This window comes from Micromonospora sp. AMSO1212t (assembly GCF_008868145.1).
GTDB classification, from domain to species: domain Bacteria; phylum Actinomycetota; class Actinomycetes; order Mycobacteriales; family Micromonosporaceae; genus Micromonospora; species Micromonospora tulbaghiae.
Map to the genome: position 1 here is coordinate 17,410 of NZ_WBKS01000029.1, position 22,070 is coordinate 39,479.

Annotated in this window: 18 protein-coding genes; 12 read left to right on the top strand and 6 right to left on the bottom strand. The window is 72.5% G+C overall.

What is annotated here, in order from left to right; genetic code table 11:
- Positions 1–7: 7 nt before the first annotated feature.
- Positions 8–2,101 carry a S9 family peptidase gene (locus F8279_RS10690; protein ID WP_151499826.1) on the bottom strand — a complete coding sequence of 698 codons (2,094 nt, stop codon included), beginning with the start codon at positions 2,099–2,101 and terminating at the stop codon, positions 8–10.
- 100 nt (positions 2,102–2,201) lie between these two features.
- Here F8279_RS10690 and F8279_RS10695 point away from each other — a divergent pair, with 100 nt between their 5' ends.
- Complete coding sequence (locus tag F8279_RS10695) at positions 2,202–3,764, top strand: FAD-binding oxidoreductase (protein ID WP_225853220.1); 1,563 nt, start codon at positions 2,202–2,204, stop codon at positions 3,762–3,764.
- A 157-nt stretch (positions 3,765–3,921) separates the two neighbouring features.
- Here the strand turns inward: F8279_RS10695 and F8279_RS10700 are convergent, their stop codons facing one another.
- On the bottom strand, positions 3,922–5,982 hold the full coding sequence (locus F8279_RS10700) for a SpoIIE family protein phosphatase (protein WP_151499828.1): 2,061 nt from the start codon (positions 5,980–5,982) through the stop codon (positions 3,922–3,924).
- A gap of 170 nt (positions 5,983–6,152) precedes the next feature.
- Between F8279_RS10700 and F8279_RS10705 the strand changes: the two genes are divergently transcribed.
- The gene (locus tag F8279_RS10705) at positions 6,153–10,517 is read left to right on the top strand and encodes a HAMP domain-containing protein (RefSeq protein WP_151499829.1); all 4,365 of its coding nucleotides are present in this window, start codon (positions 6,153–6,155) and stop codon (positions 10,515–10,517) included.
- Positions 10,514–11,071, top strand: a complete 558-nt coding sequence (locus F8279_RS10710; RefSeq protein WP_013473514.1) for a two-component system response regulator — start codon at positions 10,514–10,516, stop codon at positions 11,069–11,071. Before F8279_RS10705 ends, F8279_RS10710 begins: the two co-directional genes overlap by 4 nt.
- A gap of 4 nt (positions 11,072–11,075) precedes the next feature.
- On the opposite strand, the gene F8279_RS10715 is transcribed toward F8279_RS10710, so the two are convergent.
- A complete protein-coding gene (locus F8279_RS10715) occupies positions 11,076–11,600 on the bottom strand; it encodes a GbsR/MarR family transcriptional regulator (protein WP_225853221.1) in 525 nt (174 codons plus the stop codon).
- Between the two features lie 53 nt (positions 11,601–11,653).
- Here F8279_RS10715 and F8279_RS10720 point away from each other — a divergent pair, with 53 nt between their 5' ends.
- Together F8279_RS10720 and F8279_RS10725 are read left to right on the top strand one after the other, a co-directional pair.
- The gene (locus tag F8279_RS10720; protein WP_151499830.1) at positions 11,654–12,547 is read left to right on the top strand and encodes an ABC transporter ATP-binding protein; all 894 of its coding nucleotides are present in this window, start codon (positions 11,654–11,656) and stop codon (positions 12,545–12,547) included.
- Positions 12,544–14,136 (top strand): ABC transporter permease, encoded by a 1,593-nt coding sequence (locus tag F8279_RS10725; protein ID WP_151499831.1) that lies wholly within the window; start codon positions 12,544–12,546, stop codon positions 14,134–14,136. The genes F8279_RS10720 and F8279_RS10725 overlap by 4 nt, the downstream gene beginning before the upstream one ends.
- Positions 14,137–14,229: 93 nt before the next feature.
- Here F8279_RS10725 and F8279_RS10730 read toward each other — a convergent pair whose 3' ends face one another.
- Complete coding sequence (locus tag F8279_RS10730; RefSeq protein WP_091414331.1) at positions 14,230–14,562, bottom strand: STAS domain-containing protein; 333 nt, start codon at positions 14,560–14,562, stop codon at positions 14,230–14,232.
- A gap of 146 nt (positions 14,563–14,708) precedes the next feature.
- Between F8279_RS10730 and hemL the strand changes: the two genes are divergently transcribed.
- From hemL to ccsB, 6 genes are read left to right on the top strand one after another with little or no spacing between them, the layout of a single operon-like run.
- On the top strand, positions 14,709–16,046 hold the full coding sequence (hemL, locus tag F8279_RS10735; RefSeq protein WP_151499832.1) for a glutamate-1-semialdehyde 2,1-aminomutase: 1,338 nt from the start codon (positions 14,709–14,711) through the stop codon (positions 16,044–16,046).
- Between the two features lie 4 nt (positions 16,047–16,050).
- Positions 16,051–16,698 carry a histidine phosphatase family protein gene (locus F8279_RS10740; RefSeq protein ID WP_091414336.1) on the top strand — a complete coding sequence of 216 codons (648 nt, stop codon included), beginning with the start codon at positions 16,051–16,053 and terminating at the stop codon, positions 16,696–16,698.
- Positions 16,698–17,273, top strand: a complete 576-nt coding sequence (locus F8279_RS10745; RefSeq protein ID WP_151499833.1) for a TlpA disulfide reductase family protein — start codon at positions 16,698–16,700, stop codon at positions 17,271–17,273. The genes F8279_RS10740 and F8279_RS10745 overlap by 1 nt, the downstream gene beginning before the upstream one ends.
- On the top strand, positions 17,273–18,109 hold the full coding sequence (locus F8279_RS10750; RefSeq protein ID WP_151499834.1) for a cytochrome c biogenesis CcdA family protein: 837 nt from the start codon (positions 17,273–17,275) through the stop codon (positions 18,107–18,109). Before F8279_RS10745 ends, F8279_RS10750 begins: the two co-directional genes overlap by 1 nt.
- On the top strand, positions 18,109–19,728 hold the full coding sequence (locus F8279_RS10755; protein WP_151499835.1) for a cytochrome c biogenesis protein ResB: 1,620 nt from the start codon (positions 18,109–18,111) through the stop codon (positions 19,726–19,728). The genes F8279_RS10750 and F8279_RS10755 overlap by 1 nt, the downstream gene beginning before the upstream one ends.
- A complete protein-coding gene (gene ccsB / locus F8279_RS10760) occupies positions 19,728–20,702 on the top strand; it encodes a c-type cytochrome biogenesis protein CcsB (protein ID WP_091414345.1) in 975 nt (324 codons plus the stop codon). The genes F8279_RS10755 and ccsB overlap by 1 nt, the downstream gene beginning before the upstream one ends.
- On the opposite strand, the gene F8279_RS10765 is transcribed toward ccsB, so the two are convergent.
- Complete coding sequence (locus F8279_RS10765) at positions 20,671–20,895, bottom strand: hypothetical protein (RefSeq protein ID WP_151499836.1); 225 nt, start codon at positions 20,893–20,895, stop codon at positions 20,671–20,673. The genes ccsB and F8279_RS10765 overlap by 32 nt on opposite strands.
- 44 nt (positions 20,896–20,939) lie before the next feature.
- Positions 20,940–21,410 (bottom strand): MarR family winged helix-turn-helix transcriptional regulator, encoded by a 471-nt coding sequence (locus F8279_RS10770; protein WP_151499837.1) that lies wholly within the window; start codon positions 21,408–21,410, stop codon positions 20,940–20,942.
- A 63-nt stretch (positions 21,411–21,473) separates the two neighbouring features.
- Between F8279_RS10770 and F8279_RS10775 the strand changes: the two genes are divergently transcribed.
- Positions 21,474–22,031: a carboxymuconolactone decarboxylase family protein gene (locus tag F8279_RS10775; RefSeq protein WP_151499838.1), complete on the top strand. Its 558-nt coding sequence runs from the start codon at positions 21,474–21,476 to the stop codon at positions 22,029–22,031.
- Positions 22,032–22,070 lie beyond the last annotated feature (39 nt).

The following is a 22,070-nucleotide window of genomic DNA, read 5'->3' on the forward strand; positions in this document are numbered from 1 at the left end:
GGAACGGTCAGGCCCGGCCGACGCGGTCGAGGATCCAGGCGTTGACGAACGCCTCCTCGCGCCAGGAGTCGTACCGGCCGCTGGGGCCGCCGTGGCCCGCGCCCATCTCGGTCTTGAGCAGGTAGTCGCCGGCCGGCGCCAGCGACCGCAGCCGGGCGATCCACTTGGCCGGCTCGTGGTAGAGCACGCGGGTGTCGTTGAGGCTGGTCACCGCCAGGATCGCCGGGTAGTCGGCGGTCACCACGTTCTCGTACGGCGTGTACGACTTCATGTACGCGTAGACCTCGGGGTCGTCGAGCGGGTTGCCCCACTCCTCCCACTCGGTGACCGTCAACGGCAGCGACGGGTCGAGGATCGAGGTGAGCGCGTCCACGAACGGCACCTGCGCGACGATCCCGGTGAACGCGTCCGGGGCGAGGTTCGCCACCGCGCCCATCAGCAGGCCACCGGCCGAGGCGCCCCGGGCGACCAGCCGGTCGCCGGCCGTCCAGCCCGCCTTGACCAGGTGCCGGGCGCACGCCACGAAATCGGTGAACGTGTTCTTCTTGGCCAGCAGCTTGCCCTCGTCGTACCAGCGACGGCCCAGCTCACCGCCGCCCCGGATGTGCGCCACCGCGAAGATCACGCCGCGGTCGAGCAGGCTCAGCCGGGCGATCGAGAACCACGGGTCCATGCTCGCCTCGTACGAGCCGTAGCCGTAGATGACGGCCGGCGCCGAACCGTCGCGCGGGGTGTCGCGGCGGCACACGAGCGAGATCGGTACGCGGGTGCCGTCGTCGGCGAGCGCCCAGTCCCGGTGCTGCTCGTAGTCGGCCGGGTCGTACGCGCGCCCGTCCGGCCCGGGGCGGACCGGCTTCTGCCGGCGCAGCGTCAGCTCGCGGGTCACCAGGTCGTAGTCGTAGACCGAGTCCGGGGTGACGAGCGAGGTGTAGCGCAGCCGGACCTCGTTCGTGCGGTACTCCGGGTTGGCGTCGAGCCCCACGCTGTAGATCGGCTCGGGAAAGTCGATGTCCCAGCTGTCGTCGCTGCCCACCGGCAGCACCCGCAGGCCGGTCAGGCCGTTGGCGCGCAACGACACCACGAGGTGGTTCTCGAACGCGTCGACCGCCTCCAGCCGGGTGCCCGGCGTGTGCGGGATCAGCGGCTCCCACTCGCCCGGCGCGTCCGCCGAGGTGTACGCCAGCGCGAAGTCCTCCGCGCCGTCGTTGTGCAGGATCAGGAAGCGGTGGCCGTGGTGCTCCACCGCGTACTCGATGCCCTGGCGCCGCGGGGCCACGACGGCGGGCTCGCCGGTCGGGTTGGACGCCGGGATCACCCACACCTCGCTGGTGATCTTGCTGTGGATGTCGATGACCACGAAGCGCTCCGAGCGGGTCAGCTCGACGCCGACCCAGAACCGCTCGTCGTCCTCGGAGTAGACCACCACGTCCTCGGTGGACGCCGTGCCGGCGGTGTGCCGCCAGACCCGGTTCGGTCGCCACGCCTCGTCCACCGTCACGTAGAACAACGTGGACGCGTCGCTGGACCAGGCCGTGCCGTAGAACGTGTCCGGCACCTCGTCCGGCAGCGACTCGCCGGTGGTCAGATCCTTGATCCGCAGCGTGAACCGCTCGTCGCCGGAGAAGTCGGTGGAGTAGGCCAGCCAGCGCCCGTCCGGGCTGACGTCGAACGCGCCGAGCGAGAAGAAGTCGTGCCCCTCGGCGAGCTGGTTGCCGTCGAGCAGCACCTCCTCGCCGTCGAGCGGGGCGCCGTCCGCGCTGACCGGGGGTGCCGTCTCGCCCGGCCGGACCGCGCGCCGGCAGTGCACGCCGTACTGCTGACCCTCGACCGTGCGGGTGTAGTGCCAGTAGCCGTCCTTGCGGGTCGGCACCGACAGGTCGGTCTCCTGGGTGCGCCGGCGCGTCTCCTCGAACAGCTCCGCGCGCAGCCCGGCCAGGTGGGCGGTGCGCGCCTCGGTGTACGCGTTCTCGGCGTCCAGGTACGCGATCGTGTCCGGCTCGTCCTTGGCGGCGAGCCAGGCGTACTCGTCGAGGACTGTGTCACCGTGATGGACGCGCTCGGTCGGGACGCGCTTGGCGACGGGCGGCGGGGTTTCGGTCACGGCGCCACGTTACCGGTCGCCGGGCCGCCGCCGGGCTCGCCCGTCGACCGAATCCCGCGACTCGCCGCCAGGTCTTTCGAACATGTGTACGATAACCGCCATGGCGGATGCGGCACGTTCCACCGACCGACTCGAAGCCCTCGACATCACCCGGAAGCTGGCCGCGATCTGCGGTGCCCCGTTCGCCCGCTTCGCCGGCCCGGCCGACGAGGTGGCCGGCCGTACCGCCCGATGGGTGGCCGTGCCGGGCGGCCCGCACGCCGCGGCGGAGGTGTTGCGGCTGGCCGCCGCGCACGACCTGACAGTGGTGCCCCGCGGCGCCGGCACGAAGATCGACTGGGGCGCCGCACCGGCGCAGGTGGACATCATGCTCGACACCGGCCGCCTCGCCGGGGTCTGGCACGAGCCGCGTGGGGCGGCGGTGGCCGAGATCGGCGCCGGTACGCCGCTGCGCGCGGTCCAGGCCACGCTCGCGCGCACCAACCGGCGGCTGCCGGTCGACGCGCCCTCGCCGGGCGCGACGCTCGGCGGGGTGCTCGCCGCCGACGAGTCCGGTCCGCTGCGTCACCGGCACGGCAGCCCGTGCGCCCAGCTCGTCGGGGTGCGCTACCTCGACGCCGACGGCGAGTTGGTGAGCGTCGGCGAGTCCGGCACGGAGGCGCTGGGCCGGGCCACTCCGGGCGGTGGCGGTGGCCGACCGGGCGGGCGCGGCCCGGCGGGCGACGGTGGCGGCGGTGCTGCCGGTGGTGGCGTGGGTGGCGCCGGGTGGGGTGCCGGCGGTTCGGCGGGTGGCGCGGGCTGGGGTGCCGGTGGTGCGTTCGGCGACGATCCGGGTGGCGGCGACGCGATCCTCGGGCGGGGCGAGGTGCCCGGGCTCGACGTGGCCCGGCTGCTCTGCGGCTCGCAGGGCGGGCTCGGCGTGCTGGTCTCGGCCACGATGCGGGTGCACGCCGTGCCGGCCGGCCGGCTCTGGGTGTCCCGTCCGGTCTGGACGCCACTGGAGGTGCACGACCTGGTCCGGGCCGTCCTGGCCGCGGGCGTCGATCCGGCCGCCGTCGAACTGGACCTGCCGGTGCCGGTGCCGCTGCCCCGGCGTCGCATCCCGCCGACGCACCCGTCGGTGATCAACCGTCCCGACCATCCGGCCGTGACCGGCCGGCCCGCGGCGGGCAGCCTGGTGGTGCTGCTGGAGGGCGGCCCGGCCGATGTGACCGAGCGGGCCGAGCGCCTTACCGCCGTCCTCGGCGCCGAGGCGATGGTCAGCCATCACGCGCCGGAATGGTGGGGCCGTTACCCGTTCGCGCCAGGCGACACGGCACTGCGTATCGAGGTGCCGATAGGCGACCTGCACGCGGCCGTCTACGCGTTGCGCGACGCCACCGGCGGCCCGGTGCCGGTACGCGGCTCGGCCGGCTCGGGCACCGTGCACGCCGCCCTGTCCGGCGCGCTGCCGCCCGAGCGGGTCGCCTCGATCCTCAACGCGGTCCGCAGTGTGCTGATCGCCCGGCGGGGCCGGTGCGTCGTGGTGGCCGCGCCCGCGGCGGTACGCCGTGCCGTCGACCTCTGGGGTGAGCTGCCCGCGTTGCCGCGCCTGCGCAGCGCCAAGGCCCACCTGGACCCGCACCACCGCCTGGCCCCCGGCCGCCTCCCCGGAGGTCTCTGACGGTCCTGCCCTCCCACGACGGGCGACCTGAGGCGTCCGTGGGCGTGCCGGAGTGGGTTGACCATGAAGTTGACGGGGAGGAACCGGGCGAATTGAGCGGCCAACTTCATGATCGACGGGGCGCCCGCCCTCGCGCGGGGGCGGGACTGGGCGGAGGTTAGGGGGTGTCGTTGCGGAGGACGAGGATGGCTATGTCGTCGCGTGGGGGCTCCACCGAGAAGGCGATGGTGGCGGCGCGCAGCCGGGCGGCCACCACGTCGGCCGAGTACCCGGCCAGCGGCGCCGCCGACTCGCGCAGCCGGTCGGTGCCGAACAGCTCCCGTCCGCGCCGCCGCTCGGTGACCCCGTCGGTGTAGAAGATCAGCGCGTCGCCGGGCTTGAGCGTCAGCTCGGCGGTCGGGGTGGTGATCGTGTCGAGCAGGCCCAGCGCCGTGCCGCCGGTGCCGACGAACGTCGCGCCGCCACCTCCGTGCAGCAGGACCGGGCGGTCGTGGCCGGCCAGGTGCAGCGAGACGTCGAGCTGGTCGCCGTCGCCGGGTGCGACAGCCGCCAGCGCCAGCGTGCAGTAGCGTCCGCCGCCGCGCTCGACGAGGGTCTCGTTGAGCCGGCCGAGCACCTCGGGCAGCGGTTTGCCGTCGCCGACGAGCACCCGGATCACGTCCCGGACCAGCCCGGTCACGGCGGCGGCCTGCACGCCCTTGCCGGACACGTCGCCGACCACCACGAGCCAGCGGCCGTCCGGCAGCGGGAGCACGTCGTAGAAGTCGCCGCCGACCTCCGCGTCGTCGCCGGTCGGGACGTACTCGGCGGCGAAGCCGATGCCTTCGACCACCGGGAGCACCGGCGGCAGCAGCGACTGCTGGAGCGTCTGGGCCACCCGGCGGCGCTCGGCGTGGATGCGGGCGTTCTCGATGGCGAGGGCGGCGCGGCGGGCCACGTCCTCCAGCACCGACACCTCGTCCGGGTCGTGCCGGTGCCGCTGGTGCCGGCCCACGGCGAGGGTGCCGAGCCGCTGACCACGGGCGATCAGCGGTACGGCGAAGCCCTCCATCGGCCCGCCGAGCGGCACCTGGGCGGCGTTGCGGGACGCCTCGCGCAGCCGGGACTGGATCGAGTCGGGGCCGGTCTCCTGGAGGATCCGGTGCAGCTGCGGCAGCATCGCCTCGTCCGCGTGGCTCGACGCGGCGAGGCGCAGCCGGCCCCACTCGTCGGTGGTGTGCACGGCGCACCACTGGCCGAGCCGGGGCACCACGAGCTGCGGGACGAGCGCCATGGTCAGCTCGACGTCGAGCGACTGGGCGAGCAGTTCACTGGCCTCGGCCAGGAACGTCAGCCAGGTGGAGCGACGTACGTCGGCGCGGCGCAGCCGGTCGTTCTCCAGGTGCAGCGACAGCCGCTCGGCGGCCAGTACGGCGAGCGGCCGGGCGTACGCCGAGGGCGCCGCGTCCAGCTCCAGCTCGCCGGCGTACGGGCGGTGCACGGCGAGCGGTACGCGCAGCAGTTCGTTGCCCTCGCGCGGCGGCCGGCCGTACCGGGCGAAGACCTGGGTGCCGAGGCCGTCGCCCCGGTCCAGCCGGATCGAGCCACCGGCGGCGCCCACCATCTCGGCGACCCGGGTCAGCAGCCCGGTGGCGAACTCGGGCAGCGGCTCGTCGGCGTACGCGTCGGGAGTGAGCTGCATCAGGTCGCTCATCGCCGCGGCGCTCGGCGTACCGTCGCCGGTCCGTTCCGGTGCGGCGACCCGCAGCGGGCCGGCCGACGGCCGGGCGAACCCACCGGGGCCGGGCCGGTCCAGGCGGAACCAGACTCCCTTGCCGGTGGGCAGGTAGGTAGTGCCCCACCGGCTGGAGAAGTGGTCGACCAGCAGCAGCCCGCGCCCTCGGGTGGCCACCTCGGTGATGTCGGACGTGGTGTTGCGCACGCCCACCATCAGCTCGTCGACCGGGCCGGAGGCGAAGTCGGTGACGGTCACGGTGAGGCCCTCGCGGTCGGTGTCGACCTCGATGTCCAGTTCGGTACGCGCGTGTTCGACGGCGTTGGTGGTCAGCTCGGTGGTGAGCAGCAGCGCCTCGTTCAGCAGTTCGGGCAGCCGCGCTTCGAGCAGCATGGTGCGGACCAGCGCCCGGGCCGCCGCGGGGGTGCGGCGGTCGGCGGGGAGGCGGACCCGGCGGACGCGCTCGTCCGCGCCTCCGCTGGCCGGCCCTGCCTCCGCTGACACCTTCGTATCCTCCACCGAGCCCACCCCGGGTGCCAAGCGTCCCGGCGAACCCACCACCCGGGTTGATACCGCACGTGACGCGCGATCACACGCGGTGACCTCGACGGATCGCGCGGCACAATGATGGGATGGCCCGTGTGACCGCACGAGCCCGAGCGGAGCGAGGAACGATGGCCACGGTGAATCAGTCGCTGACCGCGGACCCGTCCGCGTCCGACCACGAGGTGCTCCTCGGCGAGCTGGTCGACGCGTTGCGCCGGGTGGCGCACGGTGACCTGCGGGTACGCCTGCCCCGGCGGGCGGGCCTGCCCGGTGAGGTCGCCGACGCTTTCAACGACGTGGTGTCGTTGCAGGAGCGGCAGCACCTGGACCTGCGTCGGATCAGCCGGATCGTCGGCCGCGACGGCCGGCTCACCGAGCGCCTGGACGACGAGGGCCTGGACGGCTCCTGGGCGGAGGGGCAGCGGGCGGTCAACTCGCTCATCGACGACCTGGGCCGGCCGACCACCGAGATCGCCCGGGTCATCGTGGCGGTGGCCGACGGCGACCTCTCCCAGCACATGGCGCTGGAGATCGACGGTCGTCCGCTGCGCGGTGAGTACCTGCGCATCGGCCGGACCGTGAACACGATGGTGGACCAGCTCTCCTCGTTCGCGGACGAGGTGACCCGGGTGGCCCGCGAGGTGGGCACCGAGGGCAAGCTGGGCGGCCAGGCCGACGTGCGCGGGGTGGCCGGCACCTGGAAGGACCTCACCGACTCGGTGAACACCATGGCGTCGAACCTCACCGGGCAGGTGCGGTCGATCTCCCAGGTGGCCACAGCGGTCGCGAAGGGCGACCTGTCGCAGAAGATCACGGTCGGGGCGCGCGGCGAGGTGGCCGAGCTGGCCGACACGATGAACTCGCTCACCGACACGCTGCGGCTGTTCGCCGAGCAGGTGACCCGGGTGGCCCGTGAGGTGGGCACCGAGGGCAAGCTGGGTGGCCAGGCCGAGGTGCCGGGCGTGGCGGGCACCTGGAAGGACCTGACCGACAACGTCAACTCGATGGCGTCGAACCTGACCGCGCAGGTGCGCAACATCGCCCAGGTGTCGACGGCTGTGGCGAAGGGTGACCTGTCGCAGAAGATCACGGTGGCCGCCCAGGGCGAGATCCTGGAGCTGAAGGACACCGTGAACACGATGGTGGACCAGCTCTCGTCGTTCGCCGACGAGGTGACCCGGGTGGCCCGTGAGGTGGGCATCGAGGGCAAGCTGGGCGGCCAGGCGCAGGTGCGCGGCGTGTCCGGCACCTGGCGCGACCTCACCGAGAACGTCAACCAGCTCGCCGGCAACCTGACCAGCCAGGTCCGCAACATCTCCCAGGTCTCCACCGCCGTCGCCAAGGGCGACCTGGGTCAGAAGATCACCGTGGACGCGCAGGGCGAGATCCTGGAGCTGAAGAACACCGTCAACACGATGGTGGACCAGCTCTCGTCGTTCGCCGACGAGGTGACGCGGGTGGCCCGTGAGGTGGGTACCGAGGGCAAGCTGGGTGGTCAGGCCCAGGTCAAGGGCGTATCCGGTACGTGGCGGGATCTCACCGACAACGTGAACTCGATGGCGTCGAACCTGACCAGCCAGGTCCGCAACATCGCCTCCGTCACCACGGCCGTGGCGAAGGGTGATCTGTCGCAGAAGATCACCGTGGACGCCCGGGGCGAGATCCTGGAGCTGAAGTCCACCGTCAACACGATGGTGGACCAGCTCTCGTCGTTCGCCGACGAGGTGACGCGCGTGGCGCGCGAGGTGGGCACCGAGGGCAAGCTCGGCGGCCAGGCCCAGGTGCGCGGCGTCGCCGGCACCTGGCGCGACCTGACCGACAACGTGAACTCGATGGCGTCGAACCTGACCGCGCAGGTGCGCAACATCGCCCAGGTGTCGACGGCTGTGGCGAAGGGTGACCTGTCGCAGAAGATCACCGTGGACGCCCGGGGCGAGATCCTGGAGCTGAAGTCCACCGTCAACACGATGGTGGACCAGCTCTCGTCGTTCGCCGACGAGGTGACGCGGGTGGCCCGTGAGGTGGGTACCGAGGGCAAGCTGGGTGGTCAGGCCCAGGTCAAGGGTGTCTCCGGTACGTGGCGTGACCTGACCGACAACGTGAACTCGATGGCGTCGAACCTGACCAGCCAGGTCCGGAACATCGCCTCCGTCACCACCGCCGTGGCGAACGGCGACCTCGGTCAGAAGATCACCGTGGACGCGCAGGGCGAGATCCTGGAACTGAAGAACACCGTCAACACGATGGTCGACCAGCTCTCGTCGTTCGCCGACGAGGTGACGCGGGTGGCCCGTGAGGTGGGTACCGAGGGCAAGCTGGGTGGTCAGGCCCAGGTCAAGGGCGTCTCCGGTACGTGGCGCGACCTCACCGAGAACGTCAACCAGCTCGCCTCCACCCTGACGACACAGTTGCGCGCGATCGCGCAGGTCTCCACGTCGGTGACCCGCGGCGACCTGACCCAGCGGATCAACGTGAAGGCGCAGGGCGAGGTCGCCGAGCTGAAGGACAACATCAACCAGATGATCGTCACCCTCCGGGAGACGACCAAGAAGAACGCCGAGCAGGGCTGGCTGGACTCGAACCTGGCCCGCATCGGCGGTCTGCTCCAGGGTCAGCGCGACCTGGGCGAGGTCTGCCGCATGATCATGCAGGAGGTGACCCCGCTGGTGGACGCGCAGCTCGGCGCGTTCTTCCTGGCGGACAGCTCCGAGGGCAGCATGCGGCTGCGGCTCACCGCCTCCTACGGGTACGTGGCGCGCGGCCACGACGTCACGTTCGGCCCGGGTGAAGGGCTGGTCGGGCAGGCCGCGCTGTCCCGCCGGACGATCCGGGTCAAGGCGCAGCCGGACGGGCGGCTCGTCGTACGGTCCGGGCTGGCCGACACGCCCCCGGCCGACCTGGTGGTGCTGCCGGTCCAGTTCGAGGGCGAGCTGCTCGGCGTGATCGAGTTCGCCGGCGTGGCCACGTTCTCCGAGCTGCACCTGGCGTTCCTGGAGCGGCTGGTGCTCACCATCGGCGTCGCGGTCAACACGATCCAGGCCAACCGGCGTACGGAGGAGCTGCTGGCGCAGTCGCAGCGGCTGGCGCACGAGATGCAGGACCAGTCGGCCGAGTTGCAGCGCACCAACGCCGAGCTGGAGGACAAGGCGAAGCTGCTGTCCGAGCAGAAGGCCAACATCGAGACGCAGAACCGGGAGATCGAGCTGGCCCGCCTCGGCCTGGAGGAGAAGGCGCAGCAGCTCACCCGCGCGTCGGCGTACAAGTCGGAGTTCCTGGCGAACATGAGCCACGAGCTGCGTACGCCGCTGAACTCGCTGCTCCTGCTGGCCCGGCTGCTGGCCGAGAACCCGGAGCGCAACCTCAGCGCGAAGCAGATCGAGTTCGCCCGGACCATCCACGGCGCCGGGTCGGACCTGCTGTCGCTGATCGACGACATCCTCGACCTGTCCAAGATCGAGGCGGGCCGGATGGACGTGGAGCCCACCGAGATCCAGTTCGCCGAGATCCGGAGCTACGTGGAGCAGGCGTTCGCGCCGCAGGCCGAGGAGAAGGGCCTGGACTTCCAGGTACGGGTCAGCAGCGATCTGCCGCCCGCGCTGGTCACCGACGCCCAGCGGTTGCAGCAGATCCTGCGCAACCTGTTGTCCAACGCGGTGAAGTTCACCGACAACGGCGCGGTGACGCTGCGCATCGGCCCGGCGGCTGAGAACGCCGTCTTCGACGTGCCGGCGCTGACGAACGCGCAGCGGGTGATCGCGTTCACCGTGATAGACACCGGGATCGGGGTCTCCGACGACAAGCTGTCGCTGATCTTCGAGGCGTTCCAGCAGGCGGACGGCACCACCAGCCGGCGCTACGGCGGCACCGGCCTCGGGCTGTCCATCAGCCGGGATCTTGCCCGCCTGCTCGGCGGCACGATCACCGTCTCGTCCGCGCCCGGTCAGGGTTCGACGTTCACTCTCTTCGTACCCGATGTGCTGGCGCCGGACGCGGTGGTGGCGCCGGCGCCGCCGTCGCCGAGCCGCGCGGGCCTGCCGTCTTCGCTGCTCATGCCGATGGAGCTGCCGCAGCCCCAGGAGACGCCCGCGACCCGGCGCCTGGACGGCGTGACCGTGCTCATCATCGACGACGACGTGCGGAACGTGTTCGCGCTGACGTCCGCGTTGGAACTGCACGGGATGACCGTGTTGTACTCGGACAACGGGGCGGACGGAGTCCGCCAGCTCGCCGAGCACCCGGAGGTGGACATCGTCCTGATGGACGCCATGATGCCGGACCAGGACGGGTACGAGACGACCGCGCAGATCCGCCGCAACCACCGGTTCGCGGACCTGCCGGTCGTGTTCCTGACCGCGAAGGCGATGCCCGGCGACCGGGAGTCGGCGCTCGGCGCCGGCGGCAGCGACTACATCACCAAGCCGGTGGACCTGGACGAGCTGATCGAACTGATGGCGTCCTGGATCGGCCGGAGCCGAGGCGAGGAGAACGCGTGACGCAGACGGCCAAGGCCCTGCTGGTGGACGACCGGCGGGAGAACCTGATGGCGCTGGAGGCGATCCTCCAGGGTCTCCCGGTGCAGTCGGTCGCGGTGGAGAGCGGCGAGGCGGCGCTCAAGCAGCTCCTGGTGGACGACTTCGCGGTGATCCTGCTGGACGCCCAGATGCCGGACATGGACGGCTTCGAGACCGCCACCCACATCAAGCGGCGTGAGCGCACCCGGCACGTACCGATCATCTTCCTGACCGCTGCGGACAAGGACGCCCAGCTCGCGCTGCGCGGCTACGCGGCCGGCGCGGTCGACTACCTGACCAAGCCGTTCGACCCGTGGGTGCTGCGGGCCAAGGTGACCGTCTTCGTCGACCTGTGGGTGAAGACGCGGCAGCTCGCCGCCCAGTCGGACCTGGTGCGGGAGCGGGATCTGCAGTGGCGGCACCTGACCGACGCGGTGGACGAGGCGACAGCGCTGCTGCGCGCCGACGACGACCCGTCGGCCCGGGACCGCGCGGTGGAACTGCTGGAGCAGGCGCGCTGGGGCAACACCCGCTGACGGTTCAGCCGACGGCCGGGTCGCCGTGCCCGGTCGCGGCCCGCCGGGCCCGCCAGCGGTCGCCGAGCGATTCCAGCTCCTCCTGTACGAAGAGGAAGAAGTCGCGCATCTCGGCGACCCGCTCACCGGCCGGCGTGCTGCGGCCGTGCAGCGCGTCGACCCCGCCGGCGGCGATGTCGATGAAGTTCTTGTAGATCGTGGTCTTGGTGATCGTCGCCTCGTACCACGGGTTGTCGGGCATCCGGTAGCGGTCGCTCCGGGAGCCCTTGACCGGCTCGCGGACCAGCATGGCGAACTGGGTCAGGTAGCGCACCGCGCCGCTGACGGCCGCCGCGCTGACGCCGAGCCGCTCGGCGATCTCGCCCGCGGTGAGCGGGCCGTCGGCGCTCATCACCGTGAACAGGACCCGGGCGGCCATCCGGGGGAAGCCCACGTCGGCGAAGGCCATCGCCATCCGCTCGATGAAGAGGTGGACCTCTTCCTCGTCGTGGTGGGGCGGCACGTTCATGGTCGGCTCCTCGACGCTCACCCCGTGACCCTACAGTCTTCACAAGTTTGTGAAACAAGCGTAGCTTCTGAAATATGGAAACGGCAATCGATGTGTCCGGCCTGGTGAAGAACTTCGGCCGCACCCGGGCCCTCGACGGGCTCGACCTCACCGTCCGCACCGGTGAGGTGCACGGCTTCCTGGGCCCGAACGGCTCCGGCAAGTCGACCACCATCCGGGTGCTGCTCGGTCTGCTGCGGGCGGACGCGGGGGCCGTCCGACTGCTGGGCGGCGACCCCTGGCGGGACGCGGTGGCGCTGCACCGCCGTCTCGCGTACGTGCCCGGAGACGTCACGCTCTGGCCCAACCTCAGCGGCGGCGAGGTCATCGACCTGCTCGGCCGGCTGCGCGGCGGCCTCGACCCGAAGCGCCGCGCCGAGCTGCTGGAGTCGTTCGAGCTGGACCCGCGCAAGAAGGGGCGCACCTACTCCAAGGGCAACCGCCAGAAGGTCGGCCTGGTCGCCGCGCTCGCCTCCGACGTCGAGCTGCTCATCCTCGACGAGCCGACCTCCGGGCTCGACCCGCTGATGGAGGAGGTCTTCCAGCACTGGGTCCGCCGGGCCCGGCAGGACGGGCGCACAGTGCTGCTGTCCAGCCACATCCTGGCCGAGGTGGAGGCGCTCTGCGACCGGGTGACGATCATCCGCGCCGGCCGGACGGTGGAGTCCGGCACCCTCGGCGACCTGCGCCACCTGCACCGCACCGCGATCGACGCCGAGGTCACCGCGCCGCTGGACGGCCTGGCCGACCTGCCCGGCGTGCACGACCTGCGGGTGGACGGGCAGCGGGTCCGCTTCGACGTGGACACCGCGTCGCTCGACGCCGCGCTGCGCCGGCTCACCGAACTCGGCGTACGCAGCCTGGTCAGCACGCCGCCCACGCTTGAGGAACTGTTCCTGCGGCACTACGAGACGGCGGACCGGTCATGAGTGCGCTCACCGGCACGCGCCACCTGGTCCGGCTGACCCTGCGCCGGGACCGCCTCCTGCTGCCGCTGTGGGTGCTGGTCCTCGCGGTGCTGCCGATGACGTACGCGGCCAGCTTCTTCGAGCTGTTCCCGACCGCCGCCGAGCGGGCCGCGTACCTGGAGGGCACCGCCCGCAACCCGTCGATCGTCGCGCTGCTCGGCCCGGCGTACGGCGACAGCGTCGGCGGGCTGACCGCCCAGCGCAGCGGCTTCCTACTGCTCATCGTCGCGCTGGCGAGCCTGCTCACCGTCATCCGGCACACCCGCACCGAGGAGGAGGCCGGGCGGCGGGAACTACTCGGTGGCAGCGTGCTCGGGCGGCACGCCGGGCTGACCGCCGCGCTGCTCGTCACGTACGCGGCAGACGTGGTGCTCGGGCTGCTCACCGCCGCCGGGCTGGTGTCGACCGGGCTGCCGGTCGGCGGCTCGGTCGCGTACGGGCTGGTCACCGTGCTGACCGGCGTGGTCTTCGCGACGCTCGGCGGCCTGGCCGCCCAGCTCACCGAGACCGCGGGCGGAGCACGGGGCATCGGCCTCGCCGGTCTCGGCGCCGCGTTCGGCCTGCGCCTGGCCGGGGACACCGCCGGCAACGACTGGCCGAGCTGGCTGTCCCCGCTGGGCTGGGGCGCCCGAGTCCGGCCGTACGAGGGGGAGCGGTGGTGGGTGCTGCTGCTGCCGCTGGCGGCGACGGTGCTGCTCGCCGCGCTCGCGTACCCCATCTCGGTCCGCCGCGACCTGGGCGCCGGCGTGCTGCCGCCCCGGTTCGGCCCGGCCACTGCGGGCGGCACCCTGTCCGGTCCGTTCGGGCTGGCCTGGCGGCTGCACCGGGGGCAGATCCTCTGGTGGTCGGTCGGGTTCGGTCTGCTCGGGCTGATCCTCGGGGGCGCGGCCGAGGCGGCCGGCCGGTCGGTCGAGGGGAGCCCGCGGATGGAGGAGATCGTGGCCCGGCTCGGCGGGGCGTCCGGGATGGCCGACGCGTACCTGGGGGTCACGCTGAGCCTGGCCGGGCTGGCCGCCGCCGGGTACGGCATCCAGGCCGCGCTGCGGATGCGCGCGGAGGAGTCCGCCGGGCACGCGGAGCCGGTGCTCGCCACCGGTACGCGGCGCTCGACCTGGCTGCTCTCGCACGTGGCGTTCGCGCTGCTCGGCCCGATCGTCGTGCTTGCGGTGACCGGGCTGACGACCGGCCTGACGTACGGCCTGAGCACCGGCGACGTGCCCCGCCAGCTGGGCCGGATGCTCGCCGCCGGCCTGGCCCAGGTGCCTGCCGCGTGGGTGCTGGCCGGGCTCGCCGTGCTGCTCTACGGCCTGTTGCCCCGGCTCGCGTCGGCCGCGTGGGTGGTGCTGGCGGTCTGCGTGCTGCTCGGTCAGCTCGGCGCGGTGCTGGAGCTGGACCAGTGGCTGCTGGACGTGTCCCCGTTCACGCACACCCCGCAGGTGCTGCGAGACGCCTGGACCCCCACCCCGCTGTACGTGCTGACGGCCCTGGCGGTGACGCTGGCCACAGCAGGCCTGCTCACCTTCCGCCGCCGCGACATCCCTGTCCTCTGAAGGCGTCGATCTTGCACTTGCGGCCCCGGCGAAAGGGGCAAATCACCCCGGTTGAGGGCCGCAAGTGCAAGATCGCGGGGAGAACCCCGAGGGCTACGGGGTGGCTCCGTTGCGGATCATCAGGGCGCTGCGGAGGCCGGTGATGTCCAGTACGCGGATCAGGAAGTCACCGACGTTGGTGAGGATCAGCAGGCACTGGGTGTGACTGGCCTTGCGGCTGAGCACCACGAGCGTGCCGAGGCCCTGCGAGTCGCAGAACGTGACCCCGGCCAGGTCGAGCACGATGCGCGGGGGCGGATCCGCCAGCACCTCGTTGACCACCGTCGAGAGCTGGGCGGCCGTGAGCATGTCGATCTCACCGGCCAGGCGAAGCACTGCTTCGTCACCCGTCCGGTGTACGGTGATGGACAGTTCGGCACGATCCACCCGGTCAGCCTATCGCGATCTCGACCAGCGGGCCTGTCGAGCGGATCGCTGTCGGCCCGCCGCGCCGCTCAGGCGGGTGAGCCTGGTAACCCCCGTCGCGGGGTGCCTGCCAGGCAGCACTCCGGCGCTGACACAATGGCCCCATCGTGACCGAGACGCATTCCGCCGGATCCGGCCGCTACCCGGCCGACGCCCCGGCCTCCGAGGCCCTGTTCGACCGCGCCAAGGCCGTCGTGCCCGGCGGGGTCAACTCTCCCGTGCGCGCGTTCCGTGCCGTCGGCGGCACCCCGCGCTTCATGGTCCGGGGGGAGGGTCCGTGGCTCTTCGACGCCGACGGTCGTCGCTACGTCGACCTGGTCTGCTCCTGGGGTCCGCTGATCCTCGGCCACGCGCACCCGGCCGTGGTGGAGGCGCTGCGTGAGGCGGCGGCGCTCGGCACCAGCTTCGGCACGCCGACGCCGGGTGAGGTCGACCTGGCCGACGAGATCGTCGCGCGGACGCCGGTGGAGCAGGTGCGCCTGGTCAACTCCGGCACCGAGGCGACCATGTCGGCGATCCGGCTGGCTCGCGGCTTCACCGGCCGCTCCAAGATCATCAAGTTCTCCGGCTGCTACCACGGCCACTCGGACGCGCTGCTCGCCGCCGCCGGCTCCGGCGTGGCCACGTTCGGCCTGCCCGACTCGCCCGGCGTGACCGGCGCGGCGGCCGGCGACACCATCGTGCTGCCGTACAACGACCTGCGCGCGGTCGAGGAGGCGTTCGCCGCCGAGGGGCCGCACATCGCCGCGATCATCACCGAGGCCGCCGCCGGCAACATGGGCGTGATCGCCCCGCGCGACGGCTTCAACTCCGAGCTGGCCCGGATCGCGCACGCGAACGGCGCGCTGCTCATCGTCGACGAGGTGATGACCGGGTTCCGGGTGTCCCGCGCCGGATGGCACGGCCTCGACCCGTCGGACGCGGACCTGTGGACGTACGGGAAGGTCATGGGCGGCGGCCTGCCGGCCGCGGCGTTCGGCGGGCGCGCGGAGATCATGGCGAAACTCGCCCCGGTCGGCCCGGTCTACCAGGCCGGCACGCTGTCCGGTAACCCGCTGGCCTGCGCGGCCGGGCTGGCCACGCTGCGGCTGGCCGACGACGCGCTCTACCGGCGGCTCGACGAGACGGCCGCCGCGCTGGGCAAGCTCACCACCGAGGCACTGTCCGCGGCCGGCGTGCCGCACCGCCTCTCCACCGCGGGCAACATGTTCTCGGTCTTCTTCACCGACGCGGACGTGCACGACTACGACAGCGCCCGCACCCAGGTGGTGCCGGCGTTCAAGGCGTTCTTCCACGCGATGCTCGCCGGTGGCGTCTACCTGCCGCCGAGCGCGTTCGAGTCGTGGTTCGTCTCGACCGCGGTCGACGACGCCGCGTGGGAGCAGATCGCCGCCGCCCTTCCGGTGGCGGCGCGGGCGGCGGCAGCGGCAGGACACGGGGGGTAACCAAATGGCGGAGACCGTGGTGCACGTGCTGCGGCACGGTGAGGTGCACAACCCGGACGGCATCCTCTACGGCCGCCTGCCCGGGTTCCGCCTCTCCGAGCTGGGCGTGCAGATGGCCAAGGCGGCGGCGCAGGCGCTCGCCGACCGGACCGTGGTGCACGTGGTGGCCAGCCCGCTGGAGCGCGCCCAGCAGACCGCCGAGCCGATCGCGGCGCAGTTCGGCCTCTCCGTCGGCGTCGACGAGCGGCTGATCGAGAGCGCGAACTGGTTCGAGGGCAAGAAGGTCTCGCCGGGTGACGGCTCGTTCCGCGACCCGCGCAACTGGTGGGTGCTGCGCGACCCGGTGACCCCGTCCTGGGGCGAGGCGTACCGGGCCATCGCCGAGCGCATGTTCGCCGCGCTGCACGCCGCCCGGGTCGCCGCCGAGGGGCGGGAGGCGGTGCTCGTGTCGCACCAGCTCCCGATCTGGACGCTGCGCCGGCACGTCGAGCGCAAGCGCCTCTGGCACGACCCGCGCCGCCGCCAGTGCGGCCTGGCCAGCCTCACCTCGTTCCACTTCGACGGTGCCAAGATCGCCGGCATCGGGTACTCCGAGCCGGCGGCCCACCTCGTCTCGATCTCGCCGACCGCCCGGACGGCCAAGGGGGCCTGATGCTCACCCGGAGGCTCGCCGCCGCCCTGCTCGCCGCCGTGACCGCCGGTACGGCGCTGGTCGGCTGTTCCTCCGGCAGCCAGGAGAGCCGGTGCGCGGCCGACGGCTCGACCGTCACCTGTGCCCCCGACCAGCGCTCCAAGACGCCGAAGGTGAGCGGCGAACTGCTCACCGGTGGCGGCTACGACATCTCCCGCGACCGCGGGCAGGTCGTCGTGGTCAACTTCTGGGGCTCCTGGTGCGCGCCCTGCCGGGCCGAGGCGGACGACCTGGAGGCCACATACCAGGCCACCAAGGGCTCCGGCGTGACGTTCCTCGGCATCAACGTGCAGGACAGCAAGGACAAGGCGATCGCCTTCGAGGAGGGCCGGGTCACATACCCGAGCATCTTCGACCCGGCCAGCCGGCAGGCGCTGAACTTCGACATCCCGCCGAACACCACCCCGGCCACCGTCGTGCTGGACCGCGAGGGCCGGATCGCCGTGGTGATCCGCCGGGCTGTCACCCGCGACGAGCTGCGGCCGATCGTCGAGGAGATCGCCGCCGAGTCGCCGCCGCCGAACGGCTCCCGCTGATGGGCGAGACGTTCCGCCAGCTCGCCGAGTCCGGCCCGCTGCTGCTCGCGGTCGGCGCGGCCGCCCTGGCCGGACTGGTCAGCTTCCTGTCCCCGTGCGTGCTCCCACTCATGCCCGGCTACCTGTCGTACGTGACCGGCCTGGCCGGCACCGACCTGGAGGGCCGCCGTCCGGGCGCCCCGCCGCCGCAGGACCCACCGCCGAGCGGGGGCGGCGTCGGTGTGGTGGAACGGACGCAGGCCCGGACCACCGCCGCCGTCAAGGGCCGGGTGCTCGCCGGCACGCTGCTGTTCATCGCCGGCTTCACAGTCGTGTTCGTCGCCACCGCGATCCTCTTCTCCGGCGTCGGCAAGCTCTTCTTCCGGTACGAGCGCACGCTGGAGATCGTCATCGGCGCGCTCGTGGTGGTGCTCGGCCTCGGCTACCTCGGTGTGATCCCCGGCATGCAGCGGGAGTTCCGCATCCGCTGGCTGCCCGCCGCCGGGCTGCTCGGCGCACCGGTGCTCGGCGCGGTCTTCGCGCTCAGCTGGCTGCCCTGCACCGGCCCGACGCTCGGCGCGGTGCTCGGCATGGCGGCCACCGAGGGCGGGACCGACCGGGCCGTGCTGCTCGCCGTGGCGTACTGCCTCGGGCTGGGGATACCGTTCGTCGTCTTCGGGCTGGGCTTCCAGCGCCTGCTCGGGGTGTTCCGCGCCGTCCGGCGCAACAGCCGCTGGGTCACCCGGATCGGCGGCGCGCTGCTGATCGCGATCGGCCTGGCGCTGATCACCGGCGGCTGGGTGAACGTGGTGATCTGGTTGCAGACGAACGTGGGCGTGGGCGAGGTGAGCATCTGATGACGACAGTCGACGACCGGCCGTCGACCCCACCGGCGCAGGCGCCCCGGCGGCGGGTCAACCCGGTGCTGGCCCTGCTGCGCAACTCGTGGCGGCAGCTCACCAGCATGCGTACCGCGCTGATCCTGTTGTTCCTGCTCGCCATCGCGGCCATCCCCGGCTCGGTGCTGCCCCAGCGCGGTGTCAACCCGGAACGCGTCAACCAGTGGTTCGTCGACCACCCCGACCTCGCGCCCCGGCTGAACCAGATCGGCGCGTTCGAGGTCTTCGGCTCGGTCTGGTTCTCCGCGATCTACCTGCTGCTGTTCACCTCGCTGATCGGCTGCATCCTGCCCCGCGCCCGCGACCACGTCCGCGCGCTGCGGATGAGGCCACCGGCCGCGCCGAGACGGTTCGACCGGCTGCCGCAGCACGCGGTGCTGGAGACCCCGGCCGCCGCCGACCCCGAGGCGATCGCGGCGGTGCTGCGTCGCCGCCGGTGGCGGGTCACGGTGCGCGGCAACGAGGTCTCCGCCGAGAAGGGCTACCTCAAGGAGACCGGCAACCTGCTCTTCCACGTGTCGCTGGTCGCCGTCCTGCTCGGGGTGGCGCTCGGTTCCTGGTACGGCTGGCACGGCAACCGCATCCTGGTGGCGGGCGAGGACAACGCGTTCTGCAACACCCGCCAGCAGTACGCCGAGGCGTCGCTCGGCCCGCGCGTGGACAGCTCCGACCTGCCGCCGTTCTGCCTGACGCTGGAGAAGTTCGAGGCCGACTACCTGCCGTCCGGGCTGGCGTCCCGCTACTGGGCCACGGTGACCGTGGACGAGCCGGGCGGCGCGGAACGGACCGCCGGCTTCTCGGTCAACTCGCCGCTGCGGCTCGGCTCGGCGAACGTCTACCTGCTCGGCAACGGCTACGCGCCGCTGCTGAAGTACACCGACAAGTACGGCCGCAGCCAGACCAGCGAGGCGCCGTTCCTGCGTACCGGCGACTCCAACGCGACCGAGGAGGGCGTGGCGATCTTCCCGGACGCCAACGTCGACCCGAAGACCGGCGCGCGTGCCCCGGACCAGCAGATCGCCTTCGACGGGCTCTACCTGCCGACCGCGCCGGAGAGCGCGCCGTACGTTTCGTCGCAGTACCCGGCCGAGCGGAACCCGGCGGTGAACCTGACCGCGTACCGGGGCAACCTCGGGCTGGACGCGGGCATCCCCGGCTCGGTCTACGCGCTGGACCGGCGGCAGATCGACGACGGCAAGCTCAAGGAGATCGGCACCAAGCTGCTGCGGCCGGGGGAGAAGTGGACCCTCGACGACGGCAGCACGCTGGAGTTCGTCGGCACCAAGCCGTACATCACGATCTCGGTCCGTGAGGCGCCCGGGCAGACGTTGCTGCTGGTGGCGAGCGGCACGCTGCTGCTGGGCCTGATGGGCTCGCTGTTCGCCCGGCGGCGCCGGGTCTGGTTCCGGGTTTCGCCCCCCGAGGGCGGATCTCCGACGAGCGGTAGTAGTTTGGTGGAGGCCGGTGGGCTGCCGCGCACCGAGCACCCTGGGTTCGCCGACGAGTTCGCGCAGCTCGTCGCCGCCGTGAGCGGCGACGCGCCGGACGCGCGGCGGGCGCGAGAAGGAGACGACTGATGTCCGCACTCTCCGACCAGCTGGTCGCGTTCGCGATCCTGGCGTACCTGATCGCGATGATCAGCCACGCCGTGGAGTTCGCGCTGGGCAACGCGCGGAAGGTGCCCGCGGCCGCGCCGGCGCGGGAGCTGGTCGGCGCGGGCGTCGGCGGAGCCGGCGGCACGATCGACGAGCCGGCCGTCGCGGCGACGCCGCCGCACCCGGACCGCACCGGCGCGCGGGCCGTGCTGGCCGGCCGGATCGCCGCCTGGCTCACCGTGCTCGCCGCCGCCGTGCACCTGGGCGCCGTGGTCACCCGGGGCCTCGCCGCGGACCGGATGCCCTGGGGCAACATGTACGAGTTCGTGCTGACCGGCACCTGGATCGGGGTGGCGGCCTGGCTCGTGGTGCTCTGGAAGCAGCCGTGGCTGCGCCGGCTCGGGCTGTTCCTGACGCTGGTCATGGTGCTGCTGCTGGCGTTCGCCGAGCTGAAGCTCTACGTGCCGATCGAGCCGCTGATGCCGGCGCTGCAGTCGTGGTGGTTCATCATCCACGTCTCGACGATCATCTTCGCCTCGGGCATCTTCCTGCTGGGTGTGGTGCCCGCCGCCGCGTACCTGATGCGGTCCGGCTGGGAGCAGGGGCGGCGCAGCTTCCCGTACACCCTGGCCCGCCGCCTCCCGGAGGCGGCCGGGCTGGAGCGGCTGACCTTCATGCTGCACGCCTTCTCGTTCCCGATCTTCACCTTCGCGGTGATCGCGGGAGCGATCTGGGCCGAGGCGGCCTGGGGCCGCCCCTGGGCCTGGGACCCGAAGGAGACCTGGGCGTTCATCTCCTGGGTGGTGTACGCGGGCTACCTGCACGCGCGGGCCACGCCGAGCGTGAAGCGCAACGTGGCCACCTGGATCGCCGTCGTGGGCTTCCTGACCGTGATGATGAACCTGTTCGGCGTGAACTTCTTCTTCACCGGTCTGCACTCGTACGCCGGGGTGTAGCGGCCGGGCGTGCGCTCAGCACCTCGTCCACCCGGCGCGTGACCTGGTAGGCCACCTCCGGCAGGTCGGCCAGTTCGAGGCGGTCGGCCCGGAGCGCGAACTGGGCGTGCAGCTCGCGCGCCACCGCGTCGCGGATCTCTGCTCGGAGCGGGCTGAGGCCGTCCGGGTCGCCCATGACGTATGCGTCGTCCATCCGCCGATGATGAACCGCCGACGGCGAAGCTGTCAGTGACGAATTCATCCGCCGAACCAGCCGGGGACGTCGAGGCGGAACACGTCGGCGGGAACCATCCGGCGCAGGTCGTCCTCGATGGCGTCGACCCGGTCCGCGCCGAGCGTCGCCGCCCAGCGGTCCCGTAACTCGTCGAAGACGACTGCCGAGCGGTGCAGGCCGTCGCGGCCCTTCGCGGTCATCCGGACCAGCTTGCGGCGGGCGTCGGCGGGGTCGTCCACGCGTTCCAGGTAGCCGAGCGCGACCAGCCGGTCCACCGTCTTGCCCGCGGCCTGCTTGGAGACGCCGAGGCGTTGCCCGAGGTCGGAGGCGGTGGTGCCGGCCGGGCCGACGGCCTGGAGGACGAAGCCGTGGGCCGGGCGCAGCTCGGGGTGCCCCTGGTGGGCCAGCTCGGCGTGCAGGTCGTCGACGAGCGTGCGGAAGCCGGCGAGCAGGAGTAGCGGAAGCGCGAAGCCGGGGCGGTCAGGCGTTGCCATGTTCGACAACCAGGTTTACTATTTCGTCAACCACGTTGACCATCTTACGAGAGGGGCACTGTCATGTCCCGCTTCACCGCGTACGAGCCGGACACCGCGCCCGCCGCCGCCCGCCCGGTCATGGCCGGGGTGCGCCGCACACTGGGTCACCTGCCCGCCGCCGTCGGCTTGATGGCCGGCTCGCCCGAGCTGCTCAAGGGCTTCCTCGCCGCCAACGCCGCGTTCGAGGCCACCGACCTCGACCCGGTCGCCCGGGAGGTGGTCGTGCTGACCGTCGCCACCCGCAACGGCTGCCACCTCTGCGTGGCCATGCACACCGCCGCGCTCGTCCGGCACGCCGCCGCGCCCGAGCTGATCGAGGCGCTGCGGACCGGTGCGACGCTGCCCGACTCCCGGCTGGAGGCGCTGCGCCGGTTCACCGTGGCCGTGCTCGACCAGCGGGGCGCGGTCCCCGACGCCGACCTGGACGCGCTGCTCGCCGCCGGATGGCAGCCCCGGCACGCGCTGGACGTGGTGCTCGGCGTCGGCACGTACACGATCTCCACGTTCGCCAACCGGCTCACCGACGCGCCGCTCGACGCGTCACTGGCCGCGTACGCCTGGACTCCCGCCCCCTGTTGACCGGGGGCGCGCCCGGCCCGAGGAACGGGGTGCGGGAGG

Excerpts from the sequence above, each read along its gene's own strand:
- F8279_RS10695 (WP_225853220.1), top strand. The coding sequence starts at position 2,202 with ATGGCGGATGCGGCACGTTCCACCGACCGACTCGAAGCCCTCGACATC.
- F8279_RS10705 (WP_151499829.1), top strand. The coding sequence starts at position 6,153 with ATGGCCACGGTGAATCAGTCGCTGACCGCGGACCCGTCCGCGTCCGAC.
- F8279_RS10720 (WP_151499830.1), top strand. The coding sequence starts at position 11,654 with ATGGAAACGGCAATCGATGTGTCCGGCCTGGTGAAGAACTTCGGCCGC.
- F8279_RS10725 (WP_151499831.1), top strand. The coding sequence starts at position 12,544 with ATGAGTGCGCTCACCGGCACGCGCCACCTGGTCCGGCTGACCCTGCGC.
- F8279_RS10740 (WP_091414336.1), top strand. The coding sequence starts at position 16,051 with ATGGCGGAGACCGTGGTGCACGTGCTGCGGCACGGTGAGGTGCACAAC.
- F8279_RS10745 (WP_151499833.1), top strand. The coding sequence starts at position 16,698 with ATGCTCACCCGGAGGCTCGCCGCCGCCCTGCTCGCCGCCGTGACCGCC.
- F8279_RS10750 (WP_151499834.1), top strand. The coding sequence starts at position 17,273 with ATGGGCGAGACGTTCCGCCAGCTCGCCGAGTCCGGCCCGCTGCTGCTC.
- F8279_RS10755 (WP_151499835.1), top strand. The coding sequence starts at position 18,109 with ATGACGACAGTCGACGACCGGCCGTCGACCCCACCGGCGCAGGCGCCC.
- ccsB (WP_091414345.1), top strand. The coding sequence starts at position 19,728 with ATGTCCGCACTCTCCGACCAGCTGGTCGCGTTCGCGATCCTGGCGTAC.
- F8279_RS10765 (WP_151499836.1), bottom strand. The coding sequence starts at position 20,895 with ATGGACGACGCATACGTCATGGGCGACCCGGACGGCCTCAGCCCGCTC.
- F8279_RS10770 (WP_151499837.1), bottom strand. The coding sequence starts at position 21,410 with ATGGCAACGCCTGACCGCCCCGGCTTCGCGCTTCCGCTACTCCTGCTC.
- F8279_RS10775 (WP_151499838.1), top strand. The coding sequence starts at position 21,474 with ATGTCCCGCTTCACCGCGTACGAGCCGGACACCGCGCCCGCCGCCGCC.